The organism is Flavobacterium magnesitis (genome assembly GCF_041729735.1).
Lineage (GTDB): Bacteria > Bacteroidota > Bacteroidia > Flavobacteriales > Flavobacteriaceae > Flavobacterium > Flavobacterium magnesitis.
This window is the reverse complement of the sequence record NZ_JBCFQK010000037.1, coordinates 1-18,355: the sequence shown is the minus strand read 5'-3', so window position 1 is coordinate 18,355 and position 18,355 is coordinate 1. Positions and strand designations below refer to the sequence as shown.

14 protein-coding genes and 3 tRNA genes are annotated in these 18,355 nt (G+C 33.7%); 9 read left to right on the top strand and 8 right to left on the bottom strand.

Annotation, left to right across the window (positions count from 1 at the left end; genetic code table 11):
* On the bottom strand, positions 1–1,268 hold a 1,268-nt coding region (locus AAGV33_RS15945), incomplete at its 3' end, for a hypothetical protein (protein ID WP_373393334.1).
* 158 nt (positions 1,269–1,426) lie between these two features.
* Between AAGV33_RS15945 and AAGV33_RS15940 the strand changes: the two genes are divergently transcribed.
* Positions 1,427–3,625, top strand: a complete 2,199-nt coding sequence (locus tag AAGV33_RS15940; protein ID WP_373393333.1) for a B12-binding domain-containing radical SAM protein — start codon at positions 1,427–1,429, stop codon at positions 3,623–3,625.
* Between the two features lie 563 nt (positions 3,626–4,188).
* The gene (locus AAGV33_RS15935) at positions 4,189–5,220 is read left to right on the top strand and encodes a porin (RefSeq protein WP_373393332.1); all 1,032 of its coding nucleotides are present in this window, start codon (positions 4,189–4,191) and stop codon (positions 5,218–5,220) included.
* A gap of 632 nt (positions 5,221–5,852) precedes the next feature.
* On the opposite strand, the gene AAGV33_RS15930 is transcribed toward AAGV33_RS15935, so the two are convergent.
* The 5 genes from AAGV33_RS15930 to AAGV33_RS15910 all read right to left on the bottom strand — a co-directional run bounded on the left by AAGV33_RS15930 (position 5,853) and on the right by AAGV33_RS15910 (position 11,360).
* On the bottom strand, positions 5,853–6,755 hold the full coding sequence (locus tag AAGV33_RS15930) for an N-acetylmuramoyl-L-alanine amidase (protein ID WP_373393330.1): 903 nt from the start codon (positions 6,753–6,755) through the stop codon (positions 5,853–5,855).
* A gap of 27 nt (positions 6,756–6,782) precedes the next feature.
* Positions 6,783–7,271, bottom strand: a complete 489-nt coding sequence (locus AAGV33_RS15925) for a hypothetical protein (protein ID WP_373393329.1) — start codon at positions 7,269–7,271, stop codon at positions 6,783–6,785.
* Positions 7,272–7,310: 39 nt separating this feature from the next.
* Positions 7,311–8,624, bottom strand: a complete 1,314-nt coding sequence (gene rimO / locus AAGV33_RS15920) for a 30S ribosomal protein S12 methylthiotransferase RimO (protein ID WP_373393328.1) — start codon at positions 8,622–8,624, stop codon at positions 7,311–7,313.
* Positions 8,625–8,837: 213 nt separating this feature from the next.
* On the bottom strand, positions 8,838–10,376 hold the full coding sequence (locus AAGV33_RS15915) for an OmpP1/FadL family transporter (protein ID WP_373393327.1): 1,539 nt from the start codon (positions 10,374–10,376) through the stop codon (positions 8,838–8,840).
* A 33-nt stretch (positions 10,377–10,409) separates the two neighbouring features.
* A complete protein-coding gene (locus tag AAGV33_RS15910) occupies positions 10,410–11,360 on the bottom strand; it encodes a hypothetical protein (RefSeq protein ID WP_373393326.1) in 951 nt (316 codons plus the stop codon).
* Between the two features lie 101 nt (positions 11,361–11,461).
* Between AAGV33_RS15910 and proS the strand changes: the two genes are divergently transcribed.
* The 6 genes from proS to AAGV33_RS15880 all read left to right on the top strand — a co-directional run bounded on the left by proS (position 11,462) and on the right by AAGV33_RS15880 (position 15,190).
* Positions 11,462–12,940 (top strand): proline--tRNA ligase, encoded by a 1,479-nt coding sequence (proS, locus tag AAGV33_RS15905; protein WP_373393325.1) that lies wholly within the window; start codon positions 11,462–11,464, stop codon positions 12,938–12,940.
* Positions 12,941–13,036: 96 nt separating this feature from the next.
* Positions 13,037–13,108, top strand: a tRNA-Glu gene (locus tag AAGV33_RS15900).
* 47 nt (positions 13,109–13,155) lie between these two features.
* A tRNA-Glu gene (locus tag AAGV33_RS15895) sits at positions 13,156–13,227 on the top strand.
* 43 nt (positions 13,228–13,270) lie between these two features.
* Positions 13,271–13,342 (top strand) — tRNA-Glu (locus tag AAGV33_RS15890).
* A 37-nt stretch (positions 13,343–13,379) separates the two neighbouring features.
* Positions 13,380–13,631, top strand: coding sequence for a 30S ribosomal protein S20 (gene rpsT / locus AAGV33_RS15885; protein ID WP_373393324.1), 252 nt, complete (start codon positions 13,380–13,382; stop codon positions 13,629–13,631).
* A gap of 221 nt (positions 13,632–13,852) precedes the next feature.
* A complete protein-coding gene (locus tag AAGV33_RS15880) occupies positions 13,853–15,190 on the top strand; it encodes an MATE family efflux transporter (protein ID WP_373393323.1) in 1,338 nt (445 codons plus the stop codon).
* Between the two features lie 208 nt (positions 15,191–15,398).
* Here the strand turns inward: AAGV33_RS15880 and AAGV33_RS15875 are convergent, their stop codons facing one another.
* Positions 15,399–16,121 (bottom strand): YebC/PmpR family DNA-binding transcriptional regulator, encoded by a 723-nt coding sequence (locus tag AAGV33_RS15875; RefSeq protein WP_373393321.1) that lies wholly within the window; start codon positions 16,119–16,121, stop codon positions 15,399–15,401.
* A 58-nt stretch (positions 16,122–16,179) separates the two neighbouring features.
* Positions 16,180–17,262, bottom strand: coding sequence for a glycine cleavage system aminomethyltransferase GcvT (gene gcvT / locus AAGV33_RS15870; protein WP_373393320.1), 1,083 nt, complete (start codon positions 17,260–17,262; stop codon positions 16,180–16,182).
* A gap of 172 nt (positions 17,263–17,434) precedes the next feature.
* Between gcvT and AAGV33_RS15865 the strand changes: the two genes are divergently transcribed.
* A complete protein-coding gene (locus AAGV33_RS15865) occupies positions 17,435–18,280 on the top strand; it encodes an NAD(P)H-hydrate dehydratase (RefSeq protein ID WP_373393319.1) in 846 nt (281 codons plus the stop codon).
* The last annotated feature ends 75 nt before the right edge of the window (positions 18,281–18,355 follow it).

Here is an 18,355-nt window from a genome sequence, read left to right as displayed (position 1 = left end):
CAATTGTTATAAAAATTTGTTTTTGGGTTTTCATCTCCAAGTTTAATTGCTCCTTCAAATTTTCTATTTGAATCAAGTTTTAAATAAAATGCTTCACCATCGTAACCACTAGATGATAGATTAAAAAAATTGTCAGAAGAGTCTAGATCGATAAGGCCTTTAAATTGGCCTCCAAAAAAATAATTTCCATTATTATCAGTTGAAGCTGAAGTAAACGCGATATCTCCATCAGGTGGTTTTATAAATTCTTTAACATCGATAAAATTACCATCCAAATCTAGAAAAATGATATAAGCAGAATGTCCCGAAATAGTTTTGACCAAAGTGGATGGATCTACATCAACAGTGTTATGATATGCTTTATCACAAAGTAGTTGTATGCCAAATTCAGAGACGTGAAAATTTCTTATTGTTTGATTTTCAAAATCTTTTTTCCAAATTGTAGTTCCGTCTGTTTGATTTATATTATATATGCTATAAATATCACCAATATTTAAAAGCACATTAATGTTTCCATCAGGTCTAATTATAATTTTGGAATATGTGTTGTAATTTAAATTAAATTGTTTTACCCAATTTATATCATAATTGCTACTGTTTATTTTTAGTAAAAAGTAATCAACACCGTTTGAATTTAATTTTAGGTCAGGGATACTGGAGCTGAGAGTAATGTTTCCTGTAAAATATCCACTAATAAATATGTTATTTTGATTGTCTAAATCAAAAGAATAAGCATACATATTATTGTTGTAACCATAGTTTTGTTGGATTTTTTTTGTAGAAATAATGTTTCCATTTGGAGCTATTTTTATGATAGTAAAAAAAGAATCCATTATTCCAACATTGGTGCTATTAAGCTCTTGTAAAATTAGTAAAACATAGATATTACCGTCTGTCCCTATTTTTACTCCAATTGCCTGATCTCCTCTTTTTACATTTCCAAATGTTTTTCCCCATAAATAATTTCCATCGCTATCAACTTTAATAATGTAAGTACCAGTAAAATTTTGTATTGAACTATTATCAATTATTTCTATACCCTGAATAGTAGGGTTTAGGTCAAAATATGGAGAGCTAGTAGTACCAACTGTGTAACTGTTTCCTTCATTATCAATATCACTTGATTTAGCAAATTCATCATAGTCATGGTACACACCTTTAATTTGCTTTACCCATTGAAAATCTTGTCCTCGACATACAAATGAAAACGTTAATGTGAAAAGAAGTAATAGAGCTTTTATAGTTATTTTGTTTAAAATAGATATCATTGAATTGATTCTTTGACTTTGTTAAGATTTTCAAATGTAATTAAATACGCTCAAACTTTCTAATTCTTTTTCATGGAAATTGAAGCTTTAAAAACTTTCAATCCGCATTGGAATAGAAACTAAAATTATCCCCTATTTTTGTACAAAACATTTTCCTTTTGAAAACCAAACTTTTCCTCATCACGCCGCCTTTTACCCAACTGAATACGCCGTATCCGGCAACTGCTTATATTAAAGGGTTTTTAAATACAAAAGGAATCAAGTCGGTTCAGGCTGATTTAGGTATTGAGGTAATTTTGAAGTTGTTTTCGAAACAAGGATTGATCAATTTGTTTCAAACCAACAGTCAACAACCTACAACGGATAATTGCAAGCGTATTTTTGCCTTGCAAGATGAATACATCAAAACCATCGATTCGGTGATTGCTTTTTTGCAAGGGAAGAATCCAACTTTGGCTTTACAGATTTGTCAGGAAGATTATTTACCCGAAGCTTCTCGTTTTGCACAATTGGAAGAATTAGATTGGGCTTTTGGTACCATGGGAACTCAGGATAAGGCGAAGCATTTGGCGACATTATATCTCGAAGATATCTCTGATTTTATTGTAGAATGTGTCGATGCTAATTTTGGTTTTAGTCGTTATGCCGAACGTTTGGGTAGAAGTGCTAATTCATTTGACGAGTTATACGAAGCTTTACAACAAAAGCCTACCTATATAGACAGAATACTTCTTTCGATTTTGAAAGAACGGATTGAAACAATCAAACCAACATTCTTTTTGATTTCAGTTCCTTTTCCTGGGAATTTATATTCGGCTTTTCGATGTGCACAATGGGTGAAACAGCATTATCCGAATATTAAAATTTCAATGGGTGGCGGTTTTCCAAATACGGAATTACGTTCGCTTTCGGATGCAAGAGTTTTTGAATTTTTCGATTATATCACTTTAGATGACGGCGAAGTTCCAATTGAGCTTTTAAATTCCAAAATTCAAAATCCAAATTCCAACGAGTTCAAACGTACTTTTCTTTTAGAAAACGGAAAAGTAGTTTATAAAAATAATTCCACCAAACCAGATTACAAACAATCCCAAGTGGGTACGCCGGATTATTCCGATTTGTTATTGGATAAATACATTTCGGTTATCGAAATTGTGAATCCAATGCACCGTATGTGGAGTGATGGACGTTGGAATAAACTCACTATGGCACATGGTTGTTATTGGGGAAAATGTACGTTTTGTGATATTTCATTAGATTATATTAAGGTATACGAACCAGTAGCAGCTAATTTACTGTGTGATCGAATGGAGGAAATGATCATGCAAACAGGCGAAAATGGTTTCCATTTTGTAGATGAAGCTGCTCCTCCAGCCTTGATGCGTGCATTAGCTCTCGAAATTCTTCGAAGAAAATTATCGGTAACTTGGTGGACAAACATTCGATTCGAAAAAAGCTTTACTCAGGATTTAGCTTTATTATTGAAAGCTTCGGGTTGTATTGCGGTTTCAGGCGGACTTGAAGTAGCGTCTGATCGCTTGTTGAAATTGATTGACAAAGGCGTAACTGTGGAACAAGTGGCGCGTGTAACTCGCAATTTTACCGAGGCAGGTATCATGGTGCATGCTTATTTAATGTATGGTTACCCAACCCAAACGGTTCAGGAAACGGTAGATAGTCTCGAAATGGTCCGTCAGCTCTTTGAAGCTGGGGTTTTACAATCGGGATTTTGGCATCAATTTGCCATGACGGCGCATAGTCCAGTAGGCATGTATCCAGAGAAATTTGGTGTTGTTCCAACTTCCCCTCCTTTGGAAGGGTTAGGGGAGGTTTTTGCTAATAATGATATTAATTATACCGATTCAACAGGAATTGATCACGATAAATTTAGTTTTGGACTAAAAAAATCACTCTTTAATTACATGCATGGAATCTGTTTTGATTTTGAATTGCAAGAATGGTTTGATTTTAAAATTCCAAAGACTAAAATTCCAGAAGATTTTATTTTTAATGCTCTTGAAGAAGCAACTGATTTTAATACCAAACCAAATGCAAAAGTAGTTTGGTTAGGAGGAAAACCTTTTGTGGAATATTTTACAAAATCCAAGAAAGGAAACACCTGGAAAATGCTAACGCTGACTTTTCATGATAAAAAAGAAAGTTTCACCATTCAAACCAATAAAGACGAAGGAGAGTGGTTGATAACAATATTGGAAAAGATTGCTGTTTCGAATACTAAAATCTATTCTTTCCAAGAGGTGAAAGCGGACTTCGAATTGAATTTAGAAGATTTTGAATTGTTTTGGTATTCAAAACCAATAAAGACTTTGACTGAGTTTGGACTTTTGGTTTTGTAAATAGTTACAAATAATTTATTCTTTTGTAAAAATACCCTCTTAAACTTATATTACTTATACGTTATAAAATAAACCGCTATTATTTTATTTCGATTGCTTAAAGACAAATTGATCTTAATTATTAGTAAACCTCCTTTTTAGGAGGTTTTGTTGTTTATAGACGTTTTTTTACTTTATGGTGTTTTATTTTTATTTGGTGTATGCCCTATTTTTTATAGGGGTATATGTTTTTGAAAGTGTTTTTTATTGCTTTTTAATTGGTTAGTTGGTGATTTTTTTGGTTTTAATGGTGTTTTTTAGTGGGTTTGTATTTTTTAATCATTAGAATAATCATTTTTTTGATATTGAAAAATAAGGAAAATGTATTTTTTTTTAATTGAATTCCAATTTTTAATAATTCGACGCCAAAATCGACAAAAAGTTACCTTATTTCATTTTTGTAAAACTAAAAGTTGATAAATTTGCTTCAACAAAAAGGATAAAAACATGTTAAATGTTGAGAATAATGTGTTAATATTTCTTTTTAAGTAAAAATAATTTAAATAACCAAAACAAAATTCAACATGAAAAAAGTAATTTTTATTTTAGCTTTAGCGCTGACAGGAAGCATGACATTTGCACAAGACACACCATTAGAAATTTCAGGTTCTGCCGATGTTTATTACAAATATGATTTTGCAAAAGGACAAAACATACAAACTAGTTTTGCTTCAGATCAGAATTCAGTGTCTTTAGGGATGATTGATATTGCTTTGAAAAAAACAACTGGGAAAACATCTTTCGTGGGTGAAGTTTCTTTTGGACCAAGAGGTCAATACCAATCAATTCCTAATGGTGATGCAGTTGATACTAATAACTCATTCCATATCCAAAATTTATACGCTACTTATGCAGCTACAGATAAATTAAGTTTCACAGCAGGATATATGGGGACTTTTATAGGATATGAGGTAATTTCGCCAGTGGCTAACTTTCATTATTCAACTTCTTATTTGTTTACTAACGGACCATTCCAAAATGCAGGTGTGAAAGCAAATTATGCTTTCTCTGATAAAGTAGGTTTAATGGTGGGAGCTTTTAATAATACTTGGAATTTTTATTCTGCTGACCCAATGAAAGGATTAAATGCAATTGGAGCTCAATTGTCTTTAACTCCAACAGAAGGAGTTAGTGCTTACTTAAATTTCATGGACGGTTCAGAAAGTGGTACTATTGTAGATTTAACAGCTACTTTCCAATTATCGGATAAATTCAGTTTAGGTTTAAATGCTGCTGATTGGTCTTCAGCTGCTGATAGTGATTTAGGTTATACAGGAGTAGCTCTATATCCTGCTGTAGCAATAACTGAAAATTTTGGTTTAGGTTTACGTGCTGAGTATTTCAAAGCTAAAGAACTTGATGATATGATTGGTCTTTCTGCAGATAATTCAGTAACAGCTTTTACTTTATCAGCTAACTTGAAAGCAGGTGGATTAACTGTTATTCCAGAATTTAGATTAGATTCAGCTAAGGAAAATAACTTTTTAAAATCTGATATGACTACAGCTACTAAATCAGCTTCTCAAGCTTCAATTGCTTTAGTTTACGGATTCTAAGAATAGATTACAATTTAGATTAAAACATAATTTTTTTTACTGCCAGGGTGCTTCATGTATCTTGGCAGTTTTTTTATGGTATTACTAATGCTGAACACAAATACAATTTAGTTCAATTACTTATTGAATTTAAAGCCAGACTATCTAAAATCATAGTCTGGTTTTTTTATGAAATACTCTGCGATACTAATAGTAGAGCTTGCCTCATTATTTTGTAAGTACCGCCTGTTTTTTAGATAAGAACTCCTTTGGTTTTTATGGATCGCCTATCGTTTTATTAACCACGCCTATTAAAAAGCTAGGCACGCCTACCGTTTTGGTAGGTTATGCCTTTAAATTGTGTAACTACGCTATAGTTTTAGCAAGGTACGCCTATAGTTTTAGTAGGCATACTAGTGTTTTTTTTGTAAGCTTTTGTTCTAAAGTTATCCTTTTTTGTTGATTTATTTGATGATTTTTATAGTTTTTGGCTACAGTCAGATGTTGTTAAGTTAACTGTGTTTAGTGTTGTTTCGTCGAATGGTATAGCAGTTAGTCTGATTGATTTTAGCTTTGTAATGTTTGGATTTAGGCAATAAAAAAGTTCTTTGAGTCACTTCAAAGAACTTTTGTGTTTTATAAAAGAAATTTTATTACTGTTTTAAATAAATAGAATAAATCGTGTTTATTGTATTTTGATCTAAAATAGAATTAACCTCTTGAGGCATATAATGTAATTTAAAAGCAGTAATTGCTGCATTTAAATTCTTTGTGTTGTAGCCTATAATTTGTAATGCTAACTCGGGGCTAAAATCAAAAGGGGCCAAAGGAAGTATATCGTCTTGCCAAATTCCGAATCCATTTTCGGCTAAGGTTTTCCATGGAAATAAAGCACTTGGATCTTTTTTTCGAGTTGGTGCAATGTCAGAATGTCCAATAATATTTTGTGCTGGAATATTATAGTCTTTCTTTAACTTACTTAATAAAGCCATTAAACTGGTAATCTGAGCTTCAGAAAACGGTTCTACACCATTATTATCTAATTCAATTCCTATAGAAGCCGAATTAATATCTGTGTTTTTTCCCCATGAACTTGCTCCAGCATGCCAGGCACGTAAATAGTCGTTTAACATTTGAACCACATGACCGTCATCGGCAATTATATAATGAGAACTTACTTGCGTGCTTACTTTTGTAAAAGTATTAATTGTTTGCTCAATAGAATCCTGTGCTGTATGATGTATAATTATAAAATTAGGCTTACGAAGATTGAAGTTGACAGTACTAATCCATTCGGTATGAATTCCATTGTCTAATTGTGTTGAACCTACTTTAAAAATACTGTCTTTAAAAGTATATAACTGCTTAGCGTAAACACTATCAATGCTTATTACTACTTTTTCTACAATAGGCAAGGCTTCAGGCTCTTTAGTAGCCATCTCAACCTGTAAAGATTTTAGTTTTGTAGTGTATTCTTTCTCGCTCTTTTTGTACGGATTAGTAGAGCAAGCCGTCAAGAGGACAATAGGGATTAAATAAAAAAATGGTTTAATCATTTTTATGAGCTTTGTTAAAGGATTTTTTTATTCGTCTTTTTTTGATTTTTTCTTCTTCTTTTTTTCTTTTTTGTCATTTCCGCGCTCTTCTTTCAGCGCTTTGTATTTTAGTTTTTGCTCTTCACTTAAATATTCATTTACTTTTCGTTCGTTAACCTCAAAAAGTGCTTTTATTTCATTTGATTTTTCAGTTTGACCTAATTTTTCATCTTTCATAATTGCTGTTTGCGATTTGATAATGTCAGTATATACATTACCAATTGCGATGGTTTGCAATTCGTCAAGATTTAATTCCGGTTTTAATTTCTCCATTATTTTAGCCACGGTTACTTCTACAGGAATTTCTTTAGGTTTTGAAGATGTTTGATCCATTTGGTTCATTTGGCTCATACTGTTTCTACCCATTCCACCACCATAACCGTTACCATAGCCGTTTCCGTAACCATATTGGGCAAATGCAGTATTAAAAGATAGTAGTATAAACGTTAATGCAAAGATAAATTGTGTCTTATTCATAATTTTATTTTTTAAAATAACTGGAATTAGATTTTATGTTTATGCTGGTTCTCCGTAAACATCAAATTCTGTTGCGTCTGTAATTTTAATCATGGCAAAATCGCCTGTTTTTAAGTAAAACTGAGAAGCATCAATTAATACTTCGTTATCTACATCTGGACTGTCAAATTCAGTACGACCTACAAAGTGTCCGCCTTCTTTTCTGTCTATGATGCATTTAAAAACTTGTCCCACTTTTTCCTGATTCAAATCCCATGAAATTTGCGATTGTAATTCCATAATTTCATTTGCACGAGCTTGTTTTACATCGTCTGGAACATCATCTTCAAGTAAGTAAGCATGTGTGTTTTCTTCGTGAGAATAAGCAAAACATCCCATACGGTCAAATTTCATTTCCTGTACAAAATCTTTCAAAATTTCGAAATCTTCCTGAGTTTCTCCTGGGTAACCTACAATTAGTGTGGTTCGAATTGCCATTCCTGGAACTGCTGATCTAAAATCCTTCAATAGTTGAGTTGTTTTAGCCTGAGTTGTTCCGCGACGCATTGATTTCAAAATAGAATCCGAAATATGTTGTAACGGAATATCAATATAGTTACAAATTTTAGGCTCGCGTTTCATTAATTCCAAAACATCCATTGGGAAACCAGTAGGGAAGGCATAATGCAAACGAATCCATTCAATTCCTTCAACCTTTGTTAAAGCTTCAAGTAATTCGGCAAGATTTCGTTTTTTATAAATATCAAGACCGTAATAGGTTAAATCCTGAGCAATCAAAATCAATTCTTTTACACCGTCTCTAGCTAAACCTTGAGCTTCTTTTACTAATTTTTCAATAGGTTGCGAAACGTGTGCGCCTCGCATAATAGGAATGGCACAAAAACTACAGGGTCTGTCACAGCCTTCGGCAATTTTTAAATAGGCGTAATTTTTAGGAGTGGTTGTTAAACGTTCACCTAATAATTCATGTTTGTAATCGGCGCCTAAAGCTTTTAATAATTGTGGTAATTCAGTAGTTCCAAAAAACTGATCTACATTAGGAATTTCTTTTTCTAAATCGGGTCTATATCGCTCCGATAAACATCCAGTTACAAAAACCTTGTCTATCAAACCTTTTTCTTTCTTGTCAGCATATTCCAAAATCATGTTTACTGATTCTGCTTTAGCATTATCAATAAATCCACAAGTATTGATCACAATAATATTCCCTTCTCTCTCAACAGGAGCTTCGTGTTCTACCTCTTTTCCATTGGCACGAAGTTGTCCCATTAATACCTCACTATCGTATATATTTTTTGAACACCCTAGGGTAATTACGTTTATTTTGTTCTTTTTTAAAGACTTGGTTCTCATAGATTTGTAAATTGGATGGCAAAATTACGGTTTTTTATTCAAATTGAATTGGTTTCCTTGTCATTTAGCTGTTTTTTTATGGAGTTATCCGCACTGTGTGTTATAATCTCCCGAAGAAAAATCGGGAGTATTTCCATTGTTATCACGGCTAAAAAAATAACCGTCTTGTTTATTAAAAGACAAGACGGTTATTTTAGATTCCTTTTTCAGTAATTATAATTCAAATAATAGTGACAAAGAAACAGTGTTGTTGATTGTATTAATGTTAGCACCATCTGTAAAACCTTGGCTAAAGAAACCTTGTTGAGAATTTCTTTTGGAGTAAGCATAAGATAAATCAGCTCTAGTGCCTCCAAAGTTATAACCTAAACCGGCCGAATAACCATTTAAGTTGCCTACTGTTGTTTTGTTTTTGTAAGGACTTCCTTCAAAACGGTAACCTGCTCTCAAACTTAATCTTTCAATTTTGTATTCTCCACCCAGTCTTATTTCAGAAGCTGCTTTTAGTTGGTTGGAAATGTCGGAGTTAATCAATTCATTTCTGCTATCTGCTTCTATTGAATATTCGATATTGCTATAATCTTTGTAGCCGTAATCTAAACTGATTAATCCTTGTTTGTTAAATACATAAGCAATACTTCCTGTCATTTTTCCGGGAGTTCGTAGTGTATAGGTTCTGTAAATCATAAAATCATTAGAATCAATATCTGTTACAGATAAATTTGGATTTGCAGGATTTCCAAAATTGTATCCAGTAGAAAAAAGAGATTGTCTTAATTCGTCATTCAATTTATTCCAGGTAGGAGACTGATATGAAAGTCCAACACGTACTTCTTCACTCACTTTTGCAATAGCTCCCAGTTGAAATGAAAATCCAGACCCGTATGTGTATATTTCGTTATCAAAACCAGTGCTTACAAGATCTACGGGATTATTATTGGGATTGTCATTTACTTCATCAAACACAGTAGTTTGTCTAAAATCAGTAAAATGAGAATTTAAGGTTAACCCTAGGTAAAGTCGATCTTTGTATGCGGTTGCTGCGTTAAAAGAAAGTTTTCCATTATAACCTTCAGAAGTAATTGTGTTTTTATGAGCATAGTTTCCGCCTTCAGGTACATTAGAAGTATAAACTGTGTTTTCGTCAGTTTCTGATTGAGGATTAATTAGGTAACCTTCATATCCTAAAAAAGCTTGTTGGTTAGCATAACTTAATTGATAATAATCATTATCTTTTATAATTCTCAACGGAATTCCTAGCTGACCTCTATTTGGGTTTGCATTGGCATAGCTTAAAAAATAGCCAGCTACAGAATTTGTTGGGTTAATCCCTTCAGAATATACGGAATTATCAAAATTATTAGCGTTTTCGTAATTTATAGCTAATGCGATTTTTGTCCAATTATTGTTAGGATTACGGGTATTGAATATAAAAACAGCACCAGCCTGATTAAAGTCAAAAGAGCTGTTTTTATCGTTTGTATTGGTCCCAAAATAATTAGATTTATTTTTAGTATCAGTATTATTCAGTGTAAATGCGAGTTGGTTGTTAACAAAAACAGCACTACCTGCCGGGTTCACATTTAAAGAAGACAAGTCACCGCCCAAAGCTCCAAAAGCCCCGCTCATTGCTCTAAATCGAGCAGTACCCATTACGTTATCCTGAGAAAAGCGTAAACCACTGGTAACTTCCTGAGATTGTGCAGTATTAAAAGCAAAACCTGAAATTAATATAAATAGATATTTTTTCATTTTAATAATTTTTAAGTTGTAAACGATGCGTTTTTATCTTCTACCTCCACCTCCAGATGATCTAGATCCGCCACCGCCGCTTCCGCCACCGTATGATCTTCCACTGCTTCCACTGTTAGATGGTGTGCTGTATGTTCTTGTAGGAGTATAGTTATCGTTTCTTGAATAATTGCTGTTTTGTTGTTGTCTAGAATTATTATTCTGAGTTGGAGTTGTGCTCCTTCTCGTTGTGGTAGTTTGCGTTCTGTTTGAATTGTATGTTCTAGGGTTTGTAAATGTTGGAGCTCTACGAGTTTCAGTTCTATCAGTTCCAATTCGGCTTGTAGAATAGCTTCTTGTTGGAGCATAATTTCTAGAATTGTTTCTAGAATTATTTAATGAATTTGCTGTAGGAGCACTTCTTCTGCCTGGTGCATAAGAGGAGTGACCATTTCCGTATGGACGATTGTAGTAATAGTTGTTGTTCCAACCCCAATTATTCCAACCCCAGTTGTTCCAGCCAAATCCATAATTCATTCCCCAATTGTTCCATCCCCAGTTGTTCCAACCGAATCCATAATTCATTCCCCAGTTATTCCAACCCCAATTATTCCAACCCCAGTTGTTCATTCCCCAATTATTCCAGCCAAAACCAGAATTCATTCCCCAATAATTAACGATTGTTCCAGTTTGATTATTGCCCCATCCAGCATAACTTGGATAAGAATCATTATCAACTGAGTCAAAATCACTGTATTTGTCAATATCTGTCATGACTTCAGGAGATTCACTATCGTTTTGTAAAGAATTAAAATAATCTCTATAATAATTATCAGAATTAGTATTTCTTCGCTCTATATTTCTGTTAGCAGAAGCTCCATATATCCCATCACTTTCATAATAGGAACTATTTTGATAAGAACCACAAGAAACCATGAAAAGGCTTAGTAATCCAATATAGAGGTAATTTCGAATTTCTTTGGGTGGGAAAATATTAGTTTTCATATCTATTGGGTTTTTTATTGTTGGACATTACAAAAATAGTTAGTTTTGCCAAACTATTTAGTTAAATAAAATAAAACAAAATTTGTGCCAAACTATTCAATATGAGTAAGAACCTTACTACACGATCAGAAGATTATTCAAAATGGTATAATGAGCTGGTTGTAAAAGCTGATTTAGCCGAAAATTCAGGAGTTAGAGGCTGCATGGTCATTAAACCTTATGGTTATGCGATTTGGGAGAAAATGCAAGCCGAGTTAGATAGAATGTTTAAGGAAACAGGGCATCAAAATGCTTATTTCCCTTTATTTGTTCCCAAAAGTATGTTTGAAGCTGAGGAAAAAAATGCCGAAGGCTTTGCTAAAGAATGTGCTGTGGTAACACATTATAGATTAAAGAATGATCCTGATAGACCGGGAAAGTTAATGGTTGACCCCAATGCTAAACTAGAAGAGGAGCTTATTGTTCGTCCTACCAGTGAAGCCATTATTTGGTCTACCTATAAAGGATGGGTACAATCTTATAGAGATTTACCTTTATTGATTAATCAATGGGCTAATGTGGTGCGTTGGGAAATGCGTACGCGTTTGTTTTTAAGAACAGCTGAGTTTTTATGGCAAGAAGGGCATACGGCACATGCAACAAAAAAAGAAGCTATCGAGGAATCAGAGAAAATGATGAATGTATATGCTGATTTTGCTCAAAACTTTATGGCAATTCCTGTTGTTAAAGGATTGAAAACGGAAACAGAACGTTTTGCTGGTGCTGAAGAAACCTATTGTATTGAGGCTTTGATGCAGGATGGAAAAGCACTTCAGGCGGGAACTTCGCACTTTTTAGGGCAAAATTTCGCAGAAGCTTTTGATGTGAAGTTTGCTAATGCCGAAGGAAAGCAGGAATATGTTTGGGGAACTTCCTGGGGAGTTTCTACCCGATTGATGGGAGCTTTAGTAATGACGCATTCTGATGATCAAGGTTTAGTATTGCCGCCTAATTTAGCGCCAATACAAGTAGTAATAGTTCCTATTTATAAATCAGATGAACAATTAGCACAAATAACGCAAGAGGTGAATGGATTGATCGCTGATTTGCGTAAGCTTGGTATTTCGGTAAAGTTTGATGATCGAACAACTCAGAAACCAGGTTTTAAATTTGCTGAATGGGAATTAAAAGGAGTTCCGGTACGAATTGCTGTTGGTCCAAAAGATCTTGAAAACGGAACTTATGAAGTGGCAAGAAGAGATACTTTGACTAAAGAAGTGAAGTCTAAAGATGGAATTGCTGCTTTTATAAGTGGTTTGTTAGCCCAAATTCAATCAGATTTGTTCAATAAGGCGTTAAATTACAGAGAGACTCATATTACCGAGGTAAATAGTTTTGAAGAGTTTAAAGAAGTATTGGAGAACAAAGGAGGTTTTGTATCAGCACATTGGGATGGTACAGCAGCGACAGAAGAGAAAATTAAAGAGTTGACAAAAGCAACTATTAGATGTATTCCTTTGGATGGAGTAGAAGAAGCGGGAAGCTGTGTGTTTACTGGGAATTCATCTGCCAGAAGAGTGTTTTTTGCTAAAGCATATTAAAAAAAATAATTTTTTTTGTCTCAGCTATTGCGAAATTAAAAAACAGTTGTATCTTTGCAACCGCAATACAGAAATGCTAAGCATAATGTGAAGCACGGTCCGTTCGTCTATCGGTTAGGACGCCAGGTTTTCATCCTGGTAAGGGGGGTTCGATTCCCCCACGGACTACAAAAAAATATTGAAAAACATTTCCTGACTTAAAAATAAGGAATAATGGCCCGTTCGTCTATCGGTTAGGACGCATGGTTTTCATCCATGTAAGAGCGGTTCGATTCCGCTACGGGCTACAATTAATCTTTGAAAGATTAAAAAACTAACTAGAGGGATATTGGTCCGTTCGTCTAGGGGTTAGGACGCCAAGATTTCGTCTTGGTAACAGGGGTTCGATTCCCTTACGGACTACAAAGAAAATAGTAAAAAAGATAAAAGATAAAATACAATGGCAAATCATAAGTCAGCTCTAAAAAGAATCAGAAGTAACGAAAAGAAAAGAGTGTTAAACAGATACCAACACAAAACTACTCGTAATGCTATTAAAGCGTTAAGAATAGCTACTGATAAATCTGATGCTACTTCTAAATTGTCAAATGTTATTTCTATGATTGATAGATTAGCTAAAAAGAATATTATCCATGATAATAAAGCTTCTAACTTAAAATCAAAATTAACTAAGTTTGTTAATAAATTGTAATCATACAATTTTAAGATATTTAAAAGCCTCCTTTTTGGGAGGCTTTTTTTATGCGTTTATATAATTTTGAATCGATGCCAGGTCAACACAAAAACCTGTGGAGTTAGAAAAATCTTTTCGCTCTCTGCTCTAAAAAATAATTAGAGCGTATTTTTATGTTTCTCCACAACATTTAGTATTGATCCAAAACTTGTGTAGCAATAAAAAATTAATTAATAGCAATGGAAAAAGAGAAATTAGTAGATATGACTCGTGGACCAATTGGACCACAAATTATACATTTTACTTTACCATTAATTATAGGTAATTTTTTTGTATTGACTTATAATGCGGCGGATTCTCTTATTGTAGGCCGTTTTATAGGAGCTGAGGCTTTGGCAGCATTAGGAGCTGCTAGTCCTGTTATGAATGTACTACTTTTTCTGATTATTGGAATTTGTTTAGGAATGTCAGTGTTGATGGGGCAGTACTTTGGTGAACAAAATTTCATTAAACTGAGACGTGTTATTTCTACTTCATTAATTTCAGGAGGTGTATTTACTATTCTATTAGTGATTTTTGGTTTTTTCTTTTCCCGAAAAATACTTTCCTTTTTAAATACACCAGTAGAAATTTTAGAGGATGCTACTTCTTATCTCCAAATTATTTTTATAGGTCTTGTTTTTACTTTTATATACCATATTTATGCTTCTACTTTGAGAAGTATGGGAAATTCTAAGGCTTCACTTTATTTTTTGATCGCTTCTGCAGTGCTTAATATTGTTTTGGATATCCTTTTTGTGGTAGTTTGGGAAAAAGGAGTGGATGGAGCAGCATGGGCAACAGTTATTGCAGAAGCTATAGCTGCTTTTTTATGTGTTTTGTATGTTCGGTTTTATATTCCTATTTTAAGATTTGATAGAAAAGATTTTGTGTTTGATCGTAGTTTGTTCCGAATCATTTTTAGTTATAGTTCTGTTACAGCCATGCAGCAAATCACATTACATTTAGGCAAATTTTTAATTCAGGGAGCAATAAATCCTTTGGGTGTTGTTACTATAGCTGCATTTAATGCCGTAAGCAGAATAGATGATTTTGTAATGATTGTTCAACAAAATATTGCTCACGGTACCACTGGTTTTATAGCTCAGAATAATGGAAAAGGAAATTTTAGTCGCATTCGTAAAGGTTTTTTAACGGGACTTAAAATGGAAATAGTTTATTCAGTATTGGTTTCTATAATTGTATTGTTCTTTTCTCGAGAACTCATTTCATTATTTATGGGAAAAGAAGAATTGGAAGTAATTGAAGCAGGTGAACATTATTTGAAAGTAATGGTTTTACTTTATTTACTGCCAGGAATTACTAATTTAATTCAAGGTTATTTTAGAGGATTAGGAAAGATGAAAATTACATTGAATGCTACTTTTGTACAAATGCTTGGAAGAGTAATTGCAGCTTATTTTTTGGCTCCTTATTTTGGTATTAAAGGAATTGCTTTGGCTTGTTTAGTGGGATGGATTTTTATGTTGTCTTATGAATCTCCTTTGTTTTATAAGTCCTGGAAACAAAGCAAATAGTTGTATTATTTATTGTTTGCGTTAGGGATGGAAGCGGCATCCTTTTGTGAGAGCAAAATTATTCTGGATTACTATTAGTACCCGAACAAAAGATACAGCGTACAGCCCGACCTTGTCTCGTTTTTTTAACGAGACGAGGAAACGCCCATAAAAAAAGAGCTTAACTTGACGCTAAACTCTTTCTTTATTTTGGATGTTTTGTTGAAGATTATGCTTCTTCATTTTCTTCCATAGTGTGATACACGTTCATTACGTCATCATCTTCTTCAATCTTTTCGATTAGTTTTTCAACATCGGCTACTTCAGCAGCTGAAAGCTTTTTAGTAATTTGAGGAATTCTTTCGAAACCAGAAGAAAGAATTTCGATACTTCTGTTTTCTAATTCTTTTTGAATGGTTCCAAAGCTATTGAAAGGCGCATAGATTAAAATGCCATCTTCGTCTTCAAAAACTTCTTCAGCACCAAAATCAATCAATTCTAATTCTAATTCTTCGGCATCCAGACCTTCTTTTGGAATTCTGAAGTTACAAGTATGGTCAAACATAAATTCTACCGAACCTTGTGTTCCCATAGTACCATTACATTTGTTGAAATAACTACGAATATTAGCTACCGTTCTGTTATTATTGTCAGAAGCCGTTTCAATCAAGATAGCAATTCCGTGAGGCGCGTATCCTTCGAATAAAATTTCTTTATAGTTGGCTGTATCTTTGTTTGTTGCATTTTTGATAGCGCGTTCAACGTTATCCTTAGGCATATTAGCCGCCTTTGCATTTTGAATAACCGCTCTCAATCTGGAGTTTGCTTCAGGATTTGGTCCGCCTTCTTTTACGGCCATTACAATATCCTTACCAATTCTAGTAAATGTTTTGGCCATTGCAGCCCAACGCTTCATTTTTCTTCCTTTTCTAAATTCGAATGCTCTTCCCATTTCTGATTATTTTTTTAACGATGCAAAAAATTATAATTATTTTGTTTTTTTCTAAGTTTTAGTTTTTATAAAATGGCATTTTTACCACTTTAGCAGGAACATCTTTTTTTCTGATTCGAATAAAGATCTCGCTGTCAACTGCACTATTGTCAATGGTTACATACCCCATTCCGATTCCTTTGTTTAATGAAGGAGACATGGTTCCTGAAGTTACAATTCCGATTGGGTTTCCTGATTGATCCACAATTTCGTAATCGTGTCTTGGTACTGCACGTTCCTGCATTTCGAAACCAATTAGTTTTTTAGTTACTCCAGCTTCTTTTTGGCTTTTCAAATTATCAGAATTGGTAAATTCCTTGTTGAATTTTGTAATCCAACCCAATCCAGCTTCTATTGGCGAAGTGGTATCGTTGATGTCGTTTCCATAAAGACAGAATCCCATTTCAAGACGCAAAGTATCACGAGCGGCTAAACCAATTGGTTTGATTCCAAAAGGAGCTCCAGCTTCAAAAACTTTGTTCCAAATTTGTTCTACCTGATCATTTTTACAATAAATTTCAAAACCTCCAGCGCCAGTATATCCCGTAGCCGAAATAATTACATGTTCGATTCCAGCAAAATCACTTACTTCGAAATGATAATATTTTATTGCAGCTAAATCTACTGAAGTCAAGGATTGTAATGCTTCAATTGCTTTTGGGCCTTGGATTGCCAATAAAGAATAGTCATCAGAAAGGTTTTTCATTTCAACGCCTAAATCATTTTGAGCTGAAATCCAATCCCAGTCTTTATCAATATTTGATGCATTAACTACTAATAAATACTGTTCGTCTTTGATTTTGTAAACCAATAAATCATCAACGATTCCTCCGTCATTATTTGGCAAACAAGAATATTGCACTTTTCCGTGGGTTAATGTAGCAGCATCATTAGAAGTTACTTTTTGAATCAACGCTAAAGCATTTGGTCCAGAAAGTAAAAATTCTCCCATGTGCGACACATCAAAAACTCCAACAGCGGTACGAACGGTTTCGTGTTCAGCGTTTATTCCCTCATAAGTAATAGGCATATTGTATCCTGCAAATGGTAGCATTTTTGCTCCCAAAGCTTCGTGTATGTGCGTTAGCGCAGTATTTTTCATTATGATTTTGTGTAAATTTTGATGGCGCTAATTTATTGCTTTTATTTTGAGTAACAAAGGAAGTTTACAGCGAATAAAACAGCGTCATTTTTTAAGAAAATAATTGATAAAACTCATTTTCTATTTGCTTAAATAAAGCTAAATTAGAGGAAACTAATCAAAAGCCGAATTTATGATAACTTCTATTTCTATTGATAAGAACGAAATCCTAAAGTATTATAAGCCCATGGCTGTAGATACACACAAAGGAATTCAAGGTCATGCGTTGATTATTGGAGGAAGCTATGGCAAAATAGGAGCTGTATGTTTGTCTTCGAAAGCAGCATTGAAAACGGGTTGTGGATTAGTGACTGCTTTTGTTCCAAAATGCGGTTACGAAATAGTTCAAACATTCATTCCTGAAGTAATGGTTTTGACCGATGTGAAGAAAAAGTATATTTCGAATATAAGTTTTGAATTTCAGCCTAATGCCATCGGAATTGGTCCTGGAATAGGACAGCATGAAGCGACTCAAAAGACTTTTTTAAAATTTCTAAAAACCAATACCATTCCTTTAGTAATTGATGCAGATGGATTGAATATTTTATCTCAAAATAAATCATGGTTTCTTCTTTTTCCATCAAGAACCATACTCACGCCTCATCCGAAAGAATTAGAACGATTGATAGGAGAATGGACATCGGAAGAGGAAAAATTCGAAAAAACGATTTCTTTTTCATTGCAATACAATGTAATCATAGTGATGAAAGGCGCTCCAACACATGTTATTGATGGAGAAACCATTTATAAAAATAGAACCGGCAATCCAGCATTGGCCACTGCCGGAAGTGGTGATGTATTAAAGGGAATCATTACTAGTTTATTGGCGCAAGGTTATGAACCGCTTCAAGCAGCTATTTTAGGAGTGTATTTACATGGATTAACGGCAGATATTGCTTTACCAAAAACAGGATTTCAATCGTTTATTGCTTCGGATGTTATTGATAATTTAGGGGCAGCTTTTTTGAGTTTGGGATGAAATAGTAATGAGTAAAAAGTTTAACCCAAATTTTGTTGTTCGAAGTAAGGAGACTTCACCGCACTGGGACTTTTA

Bases quoted from the DNA above. Each gene is read 5' to 3' on its own strand.
- AAGV33_RS15865 (WP_373393319.1), top strand. From the start codon at position 17,435: ATGATAACTTCTATTTCTATTGATAAGAACGAAATCCTAAAGTATTAT.
- rpsT (WP_373393324.1), top strand. From the start codon at position 13,380: ATGGCAAATCATAAGTCAGCTCTAAAAAGAATCAGAAGTAACGAAAAG.
- AAGV33_RS15880 (WP_373393323.1), top strand. From the start codon at position 13,853: ATGGAAAAAGAGAAATTAGTAGATATGACTCGTGGACCAATTGGACCA.
- AAGV33_RS15925 (WP_373393329.1), bottom strand. From the start codon at position 7,271: ATGAATAAGACACAATTTATCTTTGCATTAACGTTTATACTACTATCT.
- proS (WP_373393325.1), top strand. From the start codon at position 11,462: ATGAGTAAGAACCTTACTACACGATCAGAAGATTATTCAAAATGGTAT.
- AAGV33_RS15875 (WP_373393321.1), bottom strand. From the start codon at position 16,121: ATGGGAAGAGCATTCGAATTTAGAAAAGGAAGAAAAATGAAGCGTTGG.
- AAGV33_RS15915 (WP_373393327.1), bottom strand. From the start codon at position 10,376: ATGAAAAAATATCTATTTATATTAATTTCAGGTTTTGCTTTTAATACT.
- AAGV33_RS15910 (WP_373393326.1), bottom strand. From the start codon at position 11,360: ATGAAAACTAATATTTTCCCACCCAAAGAAATTCGAAATTACCTCTAT.
- AAGV33_RS15930 (WP_373393330.1), bottom strand. From the start codon at position 6,755: ATGATTAAACCATTTTTTTATTTAATCCCTATTGTCCTCTTGACGGCT.
- AAGV33_RS15935 (WP_373393332.1), top strand. From the start codon at position 4,189: ATGAAAAAAGTAATTTTTATTTTAGCTTTAGCGCTGACAGGAAGCATG.
- rimO (WP_373393328.1), bottom strand. From the start codon at position 8,624: ATGAGAACCAAGTCTTTAAAAAAGAACAAAATAAACGTAATTACCCTA.
- gcvT (WP_373393320.1), bottom strand. From the start codon at position 17,262: ATGAAAAATACTGCGCTAACGCACATACACGAAGCTTTGGGAGCAAAA.